General features: G+C 40.7%; 13 protein-coding genes. All 13 read left to right on the plus strand.

Annotated elements, in window-relative coordinates:
• Positions 1 to 204 precede the first annotated feature (204 nt).
• Positions 205 to 1635: a sodium/proline symporter PutP gene (putP, locus tag EO118_RS03245; protein WP_240626886.1), complete on the plus strand. Its 1431-nt coding sequence runs from the start codon at positions 205 to 207 to the stop codon at positions 1633 to 1635.
• A gap of 475 nt (positions 1636 to 2110) precedes the next feature.
• Positions 2111 to 3934, plus strand: a complete 1824-nt coding sequence (gene recQ / locus EO118_RS03250; RefSeq protein WP_127068615.1) for a DNA helicase RecQ — start codon at positions 2111 to 2113, stop codon at positions 3932 to 3934.
• Positions 3935 to 4036: 102 nt separating this feature from the next.
• Positions 4037 to 4828 carry a thymidylate synthase gene (locus EO118_RS03255; protein WP_126940681.1) on the plus strand — a complete coding sequence of 264 codons (792 nt, stop codon included), beginning with the start codon at positions 4037 to 4039 and terminating at the stop codon, positions 4826 to 4828.
• 10 nt (positions 4829 to 4838) lie between these two features.
• On the plus strand, positions 4839 to 5324 hold the full coding sequence (locus EO118_RS03260; protein ID WP_127068616.1) for a dihydrofolate reductase: 486 nt from the start codon (positions 4839 to 4841) through the stop codon (positions 5322 to 5324).
• 1 nt (position 5325) lies between these two features.
• The gene (locus EO118_RS03265) at positions 5326 to 7716 is read left to right on the plus strand and encodes a Tex family protein (protein ID WP_127068617.1); all 2391 of its coding nucleotides are present in this window, start codon (positions 5326 to 5328) and stop codon (positions 7714 to 7716) included.
• The gene (lspA, locus tag EO118_RS03270; protein WP_127068618.1) at positions 7713 to 8153 is read left to right on the plus strand and encodes a signal peptidase II; all 441 of its coding nucleotides are present in this window, start codon (positions 7713 to 7715) and stop codon (positions 8151 to 8153) included. Before EO118_RS03265 ends, lspA begins: the two co-directional genes overlap by 4 nt.
• 8 nt (positions 8154 to 8161) lie before the next feature.
• A complete protein-coding gene (locus tag EO118_RS03275; RefSeq protein ID WP_127068703.1) occupies positions 8162 to 9079 on the plus strand; it encodes an RluA family pseudouridine synthase in 918 nt (305 codons plus the stop codon).
• An 11-nt stretch (positions 9080 to 9090) separates the two neighbouring features.
• A complete protein-coding gene (gene pyrR, locus EO118_RS03280; protein WP_127068619.1) occupies positions 9091 to 9606 on the plus strand; it encodes a bifunctional pyr operon transcriptional regulator/uracil phosphoribosyltransferase PyrR in 516 nt (171 codons plus the stop codon).
• A gap of 18 nt (positions 9607 to 9624) precedes the next feature.
• A complete protein-coding gene (locus tag EO118_RS03285) occupies positions 9625 to 10350 on the plus strand; it encodes a DUF554 domain-containing protein (protein WP_127068620.1) in 726 nt (241 codons plus the stop codon).
• Between the two features lie 347 nt (positions 10351 to 10697).
• On the plus strand, positions 10698 to 11045 hold the full coding sequence (locus tag EO118_RS03290) for a nitrous oxide-stimulated promoter family protein (RefSeq protein ID WP_255416500.1): 348 nt from the start codon (positions 10698 to 10700) through the stop codon (positions 11043 to 11045).
• Positions 11046 to 11233: 188 nt separating this feature from the next.
• A complete protein-coding gene (locus EO118_RS03295) occupies positions 11234 to 12232 on the plus strand; it encodes an iron ABC transporter permease (RefSeq protein ID WP_127068622.1) in 999 nt (332 codons plus the stop codon).
• 15 nt (positions 12233 to 12247) lie between these two features.
• Complete coding sequence (locus tag EO118_RS03300) at positions 12248 to 12991, plus strand: ABC transporter ATP-binding protein (RefSeq protein WP_127068623.1); 744 nt, start codon at positions 12248 to 12250, stop codon at positions 12989 to 12991.
• A 22-nt stretch (positions 12992 to 13013) separates the two neighbouring features.
• Entirely contained in the window at positions 13014 to 14012 is a 999-nt protein-coding gene (locus tag EO118_RS03305) for an ABC transporter substrate-binding protein (RefSeq protein WP_127068624.1), read from the plus strand.
• Positions 14013 to 14207: the final 195 nt, after the last annotated feature.

Here is a 14207-nt window from a genome sequence, read left to right on the forward strand (position 1 = left end):
ATTATAAGCCAATGTGTTGCAATATGCAATATAGAATTACAAAATAAATTAGTAACGGGGAGTTATTTTTATGATATAATAAAACAGATTAATGCTAAATGCATTCTATAGAATTATAAGTAAAGGCATGAGGATTAGGAAAGGAGGAGTAGGGTGTACAACAATTTTGAAGTGATTGGGGCATTTGCATTGTATTTAGGCCTCATGATGTACATCGGGGTATATTATTACCGCAAGTCTAATAGCTTAGACGACTATATTTTAGGAGGTCGCCAGCTAGGTCCGTGGATCACGTCCATGAGTGCAGAAGCGTCTGACATGAGTGGATGGATGTTGATGGGTTTACCTGGATTTGCCTACTCAACAGGGATATCAGCGTTATGGATTGCCATTGGTTTGGCATTAGGGACTTGGCTGAACTGGGTGTTCGTATCGAAACGATTACGCAATTATACAGAGGTAGCGAATAATAGTTTAACTATACCGGATTATTTGAAAAACCGTTTTCATGATACTTCAAGAATTGTACCGGTTGTATCTGCTATCTTCATCGTTATTTTCTTTTTAATTTACACATCTTCTGGATTCGTGGCAGGTGGTAAATTATTTAATACTATCTTCGGCTTAGATTACATGACATCCCTCTTTATTACAGCAGGGGTAGTTATTTTCTACACCTTCTTAGGTGGTTTCCTAGCTGTAAGTTGGACAGACTGCATTCAAGGGATGATGATGTTCTTTGCCATCTTGCTAGTACCTGTAACGGCAGCCATGTATTTAGGGGGTCCTGTAGAAACAGCAAACTTAATTGCTACGGAGTTCCCAGCAGGATTGTCCATTTGGGGACCGGAACAAGATATGTTCACTTTAGTGGTAGGTATCATTTCTAGCTTAGGATGGGGTCTTGGTTACTTCGGTCAACCGCACATCTTAGTACGTTTTATGGCAATTTCCGATGCGAAAGAATTGAAAAAAGCAACAAACATTGCCATGATTTGGGTAGTTATCTCCTTGTTAGCTGCGGTGGCGGTAGGTCTTGTTGGTAAAGTATACTTAACAACACCTCTAGTGGATGCTGATGCAGAAACAGTATTCCTTGTGATGAGCGAGCATTTATTTAATCCGTTTGTGGCAGGCTTAATTTGGTCCGCTGTATTGGCAGCAATCATGAGTACTGCGTCTGCGCAATTATTGGTAACAGCCTCTTCAGTGTCACAAGACTTGTATCGCAATGTGTTTGCTCGTGATGCAGGGGACCGTGAATTGGTTATGGTTAGCCGTGCAACGGTATTGATCGTATCTGCTATTGCCATCGTGATGGCGGTGAACCCACAAAGCTATATCTTAACGATGGTTGCCTATGCATGGGCTGGATTCGGCGCTGCATTCGGTCCTGCTATCTTAATCTCTTTGATCTGGAAACGTATGACTCTGAAAGGTTGTATCGCAGGCATCTTAGTGGGTGGTATAACCGTTCTTGTATGGAAACAATTTGGTTGGTTCGGCTTGTATGAAATTGTACCAGGCTTCATCTTGTCTACCATTGCTATCTTTGTAGTTAGTTTATTAGACCATGAGCCAAGCAAAGAAATCCAAGCGGAGTTCGATGCATCAGAACAAATGCATATTTTATAATTACATACACATAGTAAACGAAATGTTGGGGCTACTCCGTTGAGAGTGGTGCCAACATTTTTTGTAAACGTATTGGACTATGTATCAATACGTATTGTATAAAGAGCGTAATGGTATGGTAATAGTAATTTAGGTAGATAGGTTTACGCCGTAGGCCATTACATCAAGTGAAGAGTAAAATAGCGTCGTAACAGTAGTGTAAGTGAATGCGGTAATAGTATGTTTATTCTAACTATTTGATGGTGATGATGATACAATAAAGAAATATGTAAACGAAATATCTATGAATCGGAAGTGCTCCTATATAAGGTGAATAATTAGTATGGAAGGCATTTAGTAGAAGTGGACTATCATGACAAATGACTGAGGGAAATAAAGGATAGTTCTAGTTCAAACAGTTTATACTAACCCATAAAAATGGTATAATAAATAGATACGATTCGATGAATGTACTGTTAGAAAGGAGGAAAGACATATGGATGCTAGAGCCCTACGAGCATTGCAACATTTTTATGGATATTCCAGTTTTCGCCCCGCTCAAGAGGTACCTGTTACAGCTTTGTTAAAGAACCAAGATGTGCTAGGAATTATGCCTACAGGGGCAGGTAAATCGATTTGCTTTCAGATTCCAGCTATGTTAAAGGCGGGCATTACTATTGTTTTTTCTCCGCTGATTTCCTTGATGCAAGATCAAGTGGATACTTTGAAAGAACAAGGTATGCCAGCAGCCTATATGAATAGTACCCTCAGTCGAGAGGAACAAAATAAAATTCTCTACTACCTAAGGGAAGGACGGATTAAATTATTATACTTGGCTCCAGAAAAATTAGAATCCGAAGGGTTCTGTGAGTTTCTAAGAGGACTACCAATTAGCCAAGTGATTATTGATGAAGCCCATTGTGTGTCACAATGGGGTCATGATTTTAGACCCTCTTTCACGGCTATAGGACCTTTTATTAAAAGTTTGCCACATAGGCCAGTGGTAGGGGCTTTTACAGCCAGTGCTACGGAAGAAGTAGAACGTGATATGAAACAGCTCTTAGGATTGGAGAATGCTCGTGTGCATATTACGGGATTTGATCGTCCTAATTTGGCCTTCTCTGTTATCCATGAAAGCAAGCGTATGGAATATGTACGGGATTATGTATTACACAATCCGAACGATGTGGGGATTGTCTATTGTGCCACTAGGGCGAATGTAGAAAAAGTATACCGTGAGCTGTTGAGATACGGCGTGAAAGCAGGCTATTACCATGGTGGCTTATCTGATGAAGAGCGCAAGTACCAACAGAACCGATATGCATTTGATGAAGTGCAGGTTATGATAGCCACCAATGCGTTTGGCATGGGTATTGATAAAAGTAATGTACGTTATGTGATTCATTACCAAATGCCACGAAATATGGAAAGTTATTACCAAGAGGCAGGTCGTGCTGGACGGGATGGAGCTCCTGCAGATTGTATTTTGCTTTACAATGGGCAAGATGTGGCGGTGCATCAATATATTTTGAGCCAAAGTGATTTGCCACCAGAACGACAACGAATTGAGCGGAATATGCTCCAAGCTATGATCGATTATTGTCATACACCTATGTGTTTGCGCAAGTTTATGTTGTCCTATTTTGGTGAACAAGTGCCATGGGATCAATGCCATCATTGTAGTACTTGTGATGAACCGCGAGTGGCTGTGGATGTGACTGCCGATGCGACTGCCGTATTACAGACGATTTGGAATACAGAAGAACGATATGGTGTGACCATGATTGCGGATATCTTATGTGGGAATCGGACGGAGCGTATTGAGAAGTTTCGTTTACACCGTTTATCTGTATTTGGACAATTAAATCGCTGGGCAGATAAAGATGTAAAAGGCTTTATTAAGCGTTTAATGGCGATGGGCTATGTTACTTCTTCGGGAGGGCAATATCCGATTCTGTCCGTTACGGAACAGGGCCATGAAGTATTGGCTGGACGTGTAACGGTAAAAGATGTACCCATAGAAGTCGGAGAGCATCGACCATTACAAAAGCGTGGAAAGTCTAGTGTAGCTGGCGTGGCGAAAGCTACAAAAGAAAACTCTTTATTTGAGGCCTTACGTGTGCATCGATTGGAACTTTCAAAAACAGAAGGGGTAAAACCATTCATGATTTTTTCAGATGCTACCTTATTGGATATGGTAGCAAAAGAACCATTGACCTTAGGAGATATGGCGAATGTAAAAGGCGTAGGAGATATGAAACTACGCAAATATGGCAATGAATTTTTGAAGATCATAGCCAAGTTTAAAGGTAATATATAGCTATAGATACACATGTTGATAGATGTAAATATAGATATACATTTAGAGGCAGATAGTAATATAAATAGAGTTTAGAGTATTTCCACATACAAGGAGGCATAGATGAGTTTAGCAGATACGCAATATTTACAGATTATAGAGAATATATTAGACCATGGGTATTATGCCAACAATCGTACAGGCATTGCGACCTATAAACTACCGCATCAAGTAATGCAGTTCAATTTAGCAGAAGAATTTCCAATTTTAACTACGAAATTTGTGGCTTTTAAAACGGCCATTAAAGAATTACTTTGGATTTGGCAATTACAATCTAATGATGTGCGCCAATTACAGGCCATGAATGTGAAAGTTTGGGATGAATGGATGCGTGAAGATGGTACGATCGGTAAGGCCTATGGGTACCAAATTGCCAAATATAAGCAGTTGGACAATTTATTGGATATGCTACAAAAGGATCCTCAAAGCCGTCGTATGATTGTGACCTTGTGGAATATTGAAGACTTGCCAGATATGGCCTTGCAACCATGTGCCTATGAAACATTATGGGATGTCACCGATGGTCGTTTAAATTGTATGCTTATCCAGCGCAGTGGGGATATGGGATTAGGAGTGCCTTTTAATACAGCACAGTATGCAGCGTTGGTTCATATGATTGCCCAAGTATCTGGATTGCAGGCAGGACAATTTACTCATGTCATCAATAATGCTCATATTTATGAGAACCATGTAGAAGCTTTACGTACTCAATTAGAACGTAAACATGAAGCCTTAGAGGCCCCGGTGTTACGATTAAACCCAGAGATCAAAAATTTCTATGATTTTACACCAGAAGATATCACCTTAGAAGGTTATGAGCATTTAGGGAAGCTATCTATGACAGTGGCTGTGTAAGGAGTTTTATATGTTAGCAATGATTGTAGCAGTGGCTGCGAATGGCGTTATAGGTAAGGACAATCAGCTGATTTGGCGCATTCCAGAAGATTTAGCATATTTTAAAAAACGCACTACTGGGCATGTTATCATAATGGGACGGAAGACATTAGAATCTTTACCATTTTTGTTGCCTAATCGTGAACATTGGGTCATTACGTCGCAATTAGATTACACAGCACCCTATGAAGGTGTAAAAGTATTTCATAGTCCAGAGGATGCGGTTCAGGCGGCGAAGGACTTAGACTTGGTGTACTGCATCGGAGGCGCTCAAGTGTATGCTAGCTTAGCGCCCTATGCAGATCGTTTGTATGTGACGGAATTACACCGAGCTTTCACAGGGGATGTGATGTTTACGGAGCATACCAAGCCAGAATGGATAGAAGTAGAGCGTATACAAGGCGCAGGGCATGAGGAATTGTCCTATGATTTCGTAACGTATGAAAGGCGGAAATAGAATGGAAATACATGTAGTGATAGCCCAAGGATTAGGGGTAAAACCGCATCAAGTAGAAGCGGCTATTACTTTATTAGATGAGGGCAATACAGTACCATTTATTGCACGGTATCGAAAAGAAGTGACTGGTGAGTTAAAAGATGAACAATTACGTGAAATCGAAGAGCGTACGAAATATTTGCGCAATTTGTTGCAACGAAAAGAAGAAGTGACAAAGTCTATCGAGGAACAGGGCAAATTGACGGAAGAATTGTCCTTAGCCATTACGAAAGCTATGAAATTACAGGAGTTAGAGGACTTGTATTTACCGTTCCGTCCGAAAAAACGAACTCGTGCTTCTATGGCGAGAGATAGAGGGTTGGAACCATTGGCACAGGCATTGTTCACAACGGCTACAGAAGAAGCGTTATGCCAACTAGGGGCAGAGTATCTTACTGAAGAAGTGCCGACTGTGGAAGATGCCTTACAAGGAGCGATGGATATTGTGGCGGAAGAAGCCAGTGAACGAGCAGATATTCGCCAATATTTGCGTAAAGCCATGTGGGAAACAGGCCATATGAAGACAGAGCTTGTAGGCGAAGAAGAAGTAAACCAAGGATTCTTACAGTACAATGAAGAATATAAGGAACCAATCCGCCAAGTTCCATCCCATCGTGTATTAGCGATGAATCGAGGAGAAAGCTTGGGGGCTTTAAAAGTTAGCTTTGTGGTACCGGATGAAACGTTTATCCAATATATGGTAGATACCGTACAAGGTAATACAAGGGTAGAGCATTCGTATATTGCAGAGGCTATTGCTGATGGATATAAACGGTTATTGTACCCATCTTTAGAACGTGAAACACGAAATGCTATGACGGAACAAGCAGAAGAGCAGGCTATCAAAGTATTTGGTACGAATTTGCGCAATTTATTGCTCCAAGCACCTTTATCTGGACATGTTATCATGGGCTTAGACCCAGGATATCGTACCGGTTGTAAAATGGCCATTATCGACAGGGAAGGTAATGTCCTAGATTATGGCGCGTACTATCTTACAATGAGTGATAAACAAGCAGAGCGGGCCAAACAAGAATTGGCGAAGAAGATTCGTCAATATGGTGTGACCTTGATTTCTATCGGCAATGGTACTGCTTCTTATGAAACAGAGCAATTTACATCTGCCATGATTGCTGAAGAAGGCTTAGATTGTCATTATATTATCACTAATGAAGCAGGTGCCTCCGTATACTCCGCTTCTAAGTTAGCTATTGAAGAATTGCCAGATTTAGATGTATCTATCCGTGGTGCTGTGTCGATTGCGCGCCGTGTACAAGATCCATTGGCGGAATCTGTGAAGATTGACCCAAAATCAATCGGTGTTGGTCAATACCAACATGATGTGAATCAAAAACAATTGGGTGCCACCTTAGATCAAGTGGTAGAAACTGTGGTAAACCATGTAGGAGTAGAGCTCAATACAGCATCTCCAGCGATATTAAAGCATGTGTCAGGTATTTCTAGCACCGTGGCAAATAATATTATTGCCTACCGTAAGGAACATGGTGCTTTTACTAGTCGTAAGCAATTATTGAAAGTAGCTCGTTTAGGTCCTGCGGCCTTTACACAATGTGCTGGTTTCTTGCGCATCGGTAAAGGGGAGAACCCTTTAGATGCGACGCCAGTTCATCCAGAGTCTTATGAGATTGCCCAAGGAGTGCTAACACAATTGGGCATGTCTCTAGAAGATTTACGAGATAAAGGGACGTTGGAAAGGGCCAAGGCGAAACTTCAAGCTGTGGATGTGGAAGAGTTGGCGAAACAGCTAGAAGCAGGTGTACCTACAGTGCGAGATATTGTAGAAGCCTTACAAAAACCTGGTCGTGACCCACGGGAAGATTTACCAGCACCGATGACTCGGAAACAAATTATGAGTTTGGAAGATATTCAAGTCGGTACCGTGGTAAAAGGAACAGTTCATAATGTGGTGGACTTTGGTGCCTTTGTAGACTTTGGTGTGAAAATCAATGGACTGCTGCATAAAAGCGAGTTTTGTGCCTATCATGAACATCCATCTGATGTATTAGCAGTAGGAGATATTATCGAAGTAGAGATTATTTCTGTCGATGCAAAACGGAACCGCATTGGTTTATCCATGAAACGAGAAAAACCAAAAGATCCAAACCGTCAAGGTCATAGACGCAATGGTACTGGAAACACTCGTGGAGATACACAAACTAAGAATGGTCAGCAACAAACGGGAGAAAGACAAGAGTCTAGAAGTCCTAAAAACTCAAAAGGTAATCCTATGCGAGATAGAAACAAAGGCAATGGTGGAAAGCGTCGAGAAAAAGAACAGGATCTAGGTGCCTTATTGCAACAATGGGCTGACCGTGGAGGACGTAAACGATGATATACATCATAAGTATCTTGACTTTCATGTTGGATCAAGTAGCAAAATGGTATGTACGCAGTCATTTTAGGCTAGGTGAATCTGTACCAGTTGTACCTGATGTTTTTCATTGGACCTATATTGTGAATCATGGAGCAGCCTTTGGTATGTTGATGCATCAACGATGGATATTATTGTTGGTAGTGGTGCTTTTGTTAGGCGCTATGTACGTAGGTCGTAAGAAATTAGCTATGGCACCGTTATATGCACGAATTGGGACAGGCACGCTCTTAGGTGGTGCCTTGGGGAATGCCTGGGATCGTTTGTACTTAGGTGGTGTGGTAGATTTCTTTGATTTCCGAGTATGGCCTATCTTTAATATTGCGGATATTGGTATTTGCATTGGTGTGCCTTTGTTGATTCTATATTTTTGGTCCTATGAAAGTCAGAAACAGTGAGGTAAATGATGGAAACAAGACAATATATAGTAGAGGCTCAAGATGAGGGTACACGATTAGATGTGTACCTCACGAAAGAGCTTGGTCAGTCACGTAGCTATGTACAATCCTTAGTGAAAGAGGGTCATGTACAAGTGAATGGCAAAACAGGGAAATCGAATTTGAAGCTATCATCATCTAGCGAAATTCTTGTGACGATTCCAGAGGTGCAGGAAGTAGAGGTAGAAGCAGAGGACATTCCACTGGATATTCTATTTGAAGATTCCCATATGATTGTCATCAATAAAGCGCGTGGTATGGTGGTACATCCAGCGGTGGGTAACCATTCGGGAACCTTGGTAAATGCACTTCTCTTTCATTGTAAAGATTTATCTGGCATCAATGGAGAAATTCGTCCTGGCATTGTGCATCGCTTAGATAAGGATACATCGGGTGTGATGATGGCAGCAAAGCATGATGAATCCCATTTGGGTTTAGCAGAGCAAGTGAAAGAACATAGTGCTACAAGAACCTATTATGCATTAGTACAAGGAAATATTGCAGAAGAAAAAGGGACTATCAAGGCTCCTATCGGTCGTCAGCCTAAAGATCGTATGAAAATGGCGGTGGTTTTTGAAAATAGTAAAGAAGCAGTGACCCATTTCCATGTATTAGAACGCTATGGCAAACATACATTAATAGAATGCCAATTAGAAACGGGTAGAACGCACCAAATTCGTGTACATTTAGCGTATATTGGACATCCTGTGGTGAATGATCCATTCTATGGGTTCCGGAAAATGGACTTCCCTATTGTAGGGCAGGCTTTGCATTCTAAAACTTTATCTGTGAAACATCCTATGACAGGAGAAGCATTACACTTTGAAGCGCCATTGCCGGAAGATTTTTTGGCATGTATTGAGTATGCGAAAGAGCATAATCGATAAGGAGTGATACTATGGAAGAACGTATCTTAATTGATGAAGCGGGTATGATGCGTGCCATTCGTCGTATTGGGCACGAAATTTTAGAGCGTAATAAAGGATTATCCAACGCCTTAATCATTGGCATTGAGCGCCGTGGTGTATACTTAGCAAAACGATTACAAGCTCAAATTGAGGCCATCGAAGGGATTCAAGTCGATGTAGCAACCATGGATGTTTCTTTGTATCGAGATGATCGTGGAGAGACTGCAAAGGAAGGAGTTCCTTTCACCATGGATACGACCGGGAAAGTCGTGATTCTTGTAGATGATGTGTTGTTCACAGGTCGTACGATTCGTTCTGCTTTGAATGCCCTTATGGATGCGGGTAGACCGAGTGCGATCCAATTAGCTGTATTAGTGGATCGAGGCCATCGAGAACTACCTATACGAGCTGACTATGTAGGGAAAAATATTCCTACGTCTCACTTGGAAACGGTGCAAGTTCGTGTGCACGAGGTGGATGGGGACGACAGTGTAGTGATTTTTTAGAAAGATGAGGAACAACCAATGCATGGTATGGGAACCATCCTTAATGTGGTGTTGATTATTTGTGGTAGCTTATTAGGGCTCTTTATTCGACACCGTATGAAAGATAATTTAAAAGAAACGCTCATGATGGTGTGTGGCATCATTATCCTTTTGTTAGGTATGAGTGGCACTATGCAATATATGCTAGTTATTGTTAGCGATAGTTTGCATACAACGGGCCCCATGATGATGATTATCTCTATGGTACTAGGGGCTATCATAGGAGAGCTTATCGACTTTGATCGTCGCATTACTGCCATTGGAGAATGGTTAAAGTTGAAAACAGGCAATAGCCGAGATCCACAATTTACGAATGCGTTTATTACGGCATCCATGACATTTACCGTAGGAGCCATGGGCGTCATTGGGTCCATTCAAGATGGTTTGACAGGTGATTACAGTACGATGGTTGTCAAAAGTATTCTAGATGGTATTATTGTGATGGTTATGGCATCCTCCATGGGAAAAGGGGCACTATTCTCCTTCTTGCCAGTGGGGATTACGCAAGGGATCATTACGGGGTTAGCGCATTTGGCGGCACCTCTTATGACTCCAGAGGCGATCGATAATTTATCCTACGTAGGCTCTATCTTAATTTTCTGTGTAGGTATCAATGTATTGTGGCCTAATAAAATTCGAGTAGCTAACTTGTTGCCAGCTATTTTTATTGCTATGCTGTTAACATTTTTGCCGATTACACTGTAAACGATAAGGGGACTACGAATAGACCTTATAGCATAGAGAAAAAATGAGCGTAATATTCTATAAGGAATATTATAGATGTATTGCATGATAGAGGAAGGTTGAGTATGTGGTACTCACTTTCCTTTATTTTTTATGAAAGTGAATTGAGCCTACTTAATCTATATCTAGCATTGCTAGAGATATCGGATTTTTTGTGATGAATTATAAAGACTCTCAGCCAGTGACTATGGTAAAATGAGTATACATCTAGATGAATGATTTATAAGATACAGTGAAATGAGTATGAATTATATGTATACGTAGTTGATAGGGGCATAGATTAAAAGATGATAGCTGAGGTGTTAGTAGTGAATCAAGGGATACAAAAACAAAGAACTGTGGAAGATAAGCGCATGAAGGAATTAAAAACTGTGCGCAAGATGATAGAAATCTATTGCAAAGGGCAGCATGGATGTAAGTCCGGTGCTCTCTGTGAAAGCTGTGCAGAATTGATGCGCTATGCAGAAGCAAGGGTAGAGCGATGCCCGCATATGGAAGAAAAAACATTTTGTGCTATGTGCAAAACACATTGTTACGCACCGACCTATCGGGAACGAATTAAAGAAGTCATGCGCTACAGTGGCCCTCGCATGTTATGGATACATCCAATCATGACGATACGACACATATTATTAGGGAAAGGTCTGTTAAAATAATTTTTCACAGAAATTAAAATGCATTAAAAATCAAGTTTAGTACTTTACACTATATCGAAAATTATAGTATACTATAGGTAGACAAAAGAGCGCCCACAATAGGTTGCTCTTTTTTTTACTGTAGGAGGCACGACATTCGTGAGGGAAACTCCTAAGCGTATATTGGGTATAGTTAAAGGGCGTATAACATGAAATTAAAAATTGTAGGATTATTGATCTTACTGGTCATTTCACTCGTAGTAGCCCCTCAATTTGGGGCTTCTTTTATACCGGTGTGGGATATGTACCAGGCATTTACCAGTCCAGTGCCAACAGATGAGATGAAAATGTTGAGCACTATCGTGCAAGATATTCGGTTACCGCGGTTGTTGTATTCAGTACTGACAGGAATTGGATTATCCTTGGTAGGTGTATTGATGCAAACGGTGACACGCAATGCCTTAGCAGATCCTTATGTATTAGGGGTATCTTCAGGAGCAAGTACAGGGGCTGTCTTTGCCATTATCATGGGTGGCTTACCATTCTTGGCATCCTATAATGTGCCATTCTTTGCAGCCTTAGGAGCGGGTATTTCCATCTTGTTGGTGTTACTCTGCGTGGGACGTAGCCAAAGTCCAGTGAAATTAATTTTAATCGGCATGGGCATGACTGGTATTTTTTCATCCATTACGATGATGATCATTTATGGAGCGAAGCATGAAGCACAAGTGCGAAGTGCTATGTTCTGGTTGCTCGGTAGTTTTGCAGGTATTCAGTGGAGAGATTTACCATTAACAGCCATCATCATTGGTTTGTTGATACTCTATATGTACATGTATAAACAGGATTTTGACGTCCTCTTATTAGGTCAACAAGAAGCGAAGCAAATGGGATTATCTGTGAAATCCTTGCAATTATCTATGGTCATCGTATCCTCTGTGGCTATTGCTACCTTAGTAGCAAAAGTAGGTGTAGTAGGATTTATGGGCCTTATTATTCCGCACTTGGCACGCATGGTTGGGGGACCTAAACATGGCCGATTACTGATTTTTGCACCACTCATTGGTAGTATTGTGATGATTTGGGCGGATGTACTTTCACGAGCTATGTATAGCCCCGAAGAAATACCTATCGGAGTATTGACATCCTTACTAGGGGCACCGCTATTTATTTGGATTATTATGACGAGATACCGTCATCAAGGTTAGACAATAGGAGGGACTATGTACGAGGTAAATTCTTTGTCCTTTTCCTATGGAAAACGACAAATTTTAGATGATGTGAAGCTCAGCTTTCCTAAACATAAAATGACGGCTATCATTGGACCTAATGGTTGTGGTAAATCGACACTCCTTGGACATCTAAGTCAGTTGCATCCTACCGATGCAATTACATTGGATGGTGTGCCTTTACAAACGATTGATGGCCCCACCTTTTCACGAAAGGTGGCGGTCCTAGCACAAATGCATGATGCTATGATCGATGATTTTTTAGTGAAAGATATTGTGCTTATGGGGCGATATCCCTATAAAAGTCATTTTGGAAATTATACAACAGAAGACGTTGCTATCGCCCAGTCTTATATGGATCAAGTGGGTGTGTCTCACTTGGCAGAAGAAGAAATGGGACATTTGTCGGGCGGTGAACGGCAACGGGTGTTCATTGCAAAAGCATTGACACAACAAACAGAGGTATTACTGTTAGATGAACCAACGAATCATCTAGACATGAAATACAAGGTAGCGCTCATGAAAGAATTGCAAAACTTTTCGGGCACAAGTATTGTAGTTCTCCATGACCTAAATCTAGCGGCGCGCTATTGCAATCACATCGTATTGATGAAAGATGGCAAAGTATTACAGACGGGAACACCTCAAGAGGTGTTAACTCCAGAGTTGCTAGAACCTATTTTTGAAGTGCCATTCCATGTGTCCATGGAAGATGGCGTGTATCATTTATATTACTAAGTTTAGTAAGAAAGGGAAGATTATGTTAAGTAATTGGAAAAAATCTAAAGGATTCGTATTAACAGCCTTAGTATGTGGCGCCTTGGCAGTGGCAGGCTGTGGTTCTGAAAAGGAACAAGCTAAAACTGGTACAGAAGTAACGTGGCATCAAACATTTGAAGGAAAACAAACAGAATTTGCTGTGAAAGAAGCGCCAAAACACGCAGTATCCATGTCTCAATTTACAACAGAAATGATGTTGCAATTAGGCTTGGAAGATAAAATGGCAGGCACAGCCTTCCAAGAAGAAGAAATCTATCCACCATTACAAGAAGCCTATGGTAAAGTAAAAGTATTGTCTGAAAAATGGCCTTCTTATGAAGTGTTTATGTCTGTAAAACCTGACTTCGCTACAGGTTGGGAAGATTCTTTTAGTAAAGAAGGTATCCCTGCAGATAAAATGATTGCTCAAAAAGTAAACATTTGGATTCCAGAGTCTGCTTTATCTACACAAGCTGACTTAGAAACTAATTTTAAAGATATGATTAAATTAGGTGAAATCTTCGGGGTGAAAGCAAAAGCAGAAGAATGGGTAAAAGGTCAACGTGCTTTGTTAGAAAAAGTACAAGCTAAATTGAAAGACCTTCCACATAAACGTGTATTCGTATATGACTCCCAAGATGGACAACCTTTCACAGTATTTGAAGGTTACACAACTAACGTATTGCGTTTAATCGGTGCCGATAACGTAATGAGTGGCTTAGGTGTAGATAAAACTTGGGCGAAAGGTTCTTGGGAAACTGTAGTTAAACAAAATCCTGATTACATCATCATTCCTGACTATGGTAATTCCATCCGCAACGATGATGATTTCCAAGAAAAAGTAGCTAAAATTAAAGCTGACCCTCAATTACAAACAATTAAAGCGGTACAAGAAAATCATTTCGTTCGTGTAAAATTATCTGAAATTACACCAGGCGTTCGTACAGTAGAAGCGTTGAAACGTTTAGCTGAAGAAATCCATGGTATCCATATCGACTAATTACATAGTGTCATACATAGGGAAAGCCGTCACAATAGTGACGGCTTTTTTTGTATGTTTTACTTATTACTTCGAAATATAGTATTATTTAAGTATAGAGAGTACATGCTGATTAATATGTACTACATAGTGATTCACTATGGGCAGTGGATATACACTTGGTAATAAAAATCAACTATAGGAGAGGTAATGGTG

Origin of the sequence: Veillonella sp. 3891, assembly GCF_003992315.1 — a bacterium.
In the GTDB taxonomy this organism is placed as follows: Bacteria; Bacillota; Negativicutes; order Veillonellales; family Veillonellaceae; genus F0422.

Excerpts from the sequence above, each read along its gene's own strand:
- putP (WP_240626886.1), top strand. The coding sequence starts at position 205 with ATGATGTACATCGGGGTATATTATTACCGCAAGTCTAATAGCTTAGAC.
- recQ (WP_127068615.1), top strand. The coding sequence starts at position 2,111 with ATGGATGCTAGAGCCCTACGAGCATTGCAACATTTTTATGGATATTCC.
- EO118_RS03255 (WP_126940681.1), top strand. The coding sequence starts at position 4,037 with ATGAGTTTAGCAGATACGCAATATTTACAGATTATAGAGAATATATTA.
- EO118_RS03260 (WP_127068616.1), top strand. The coding sequence starts at position 4,839 with ATGTTAGCAATGATTGTAGCAGTGGCTGCGAATGGCGTTATAGGTAAG.
- EO118_RS03265 (WP_127068617.1), top strand. The coding sequence starts at position 5,326 with ATGGAAATACATGTAGTGATAGCCCAAGGATTAGGGGTAAAACCGCAT.
- lspA (WP_127068618.1), top strand. The coding sequence starts at position 7,713 with ATGATATACATCATAAGTATCTTGACTTTCATGTTGGATCAAGTAGCA.
- EO118_RS03275 (WP_127068703.1), top strand. The coding sequence starts at position 8,162 with ATGGAAACAAGACAATATATAGTAGAGGCTCAAGATGAGGGTACACGA.
- pyrR (WP_127068619.1), top strand. The coding sequence starts at position 9,091 with ATGGAAGAACGTATCTTAATTGATGAAGCGGGTATGATGCGTGCCATT.
- EO118_RS03285 (WP_127068620.1), top strand. The coding sequence starts at position 9,625 with ATGCATGGTATGGGAACCATCCTTAATGTGGTGTTGATTATTTGTGGT.
- EO118_RS03295 (WP_127068622.1), top strand. The coding sequence starts at position 11,234 with ATGAAATTAAAAATTGTAGGATTATTGATCTTACTGGTCATTTCACTC.
- EO118_RS03300 (WP_127068623.1), top strand. The coding sequence starts at position 12,248 with ATGTACGAGGTAAATTCTTTGTCCTTTTCCTATGGAAAACGACAAATT.
- EO118_RS03305 (WP_127068624.1), top strand. The coding sequence starts at position 13,014 with ATGTTAAGTAATTGGAAAAAATCTAAAGGATTCGTATTAACAGCCTTA.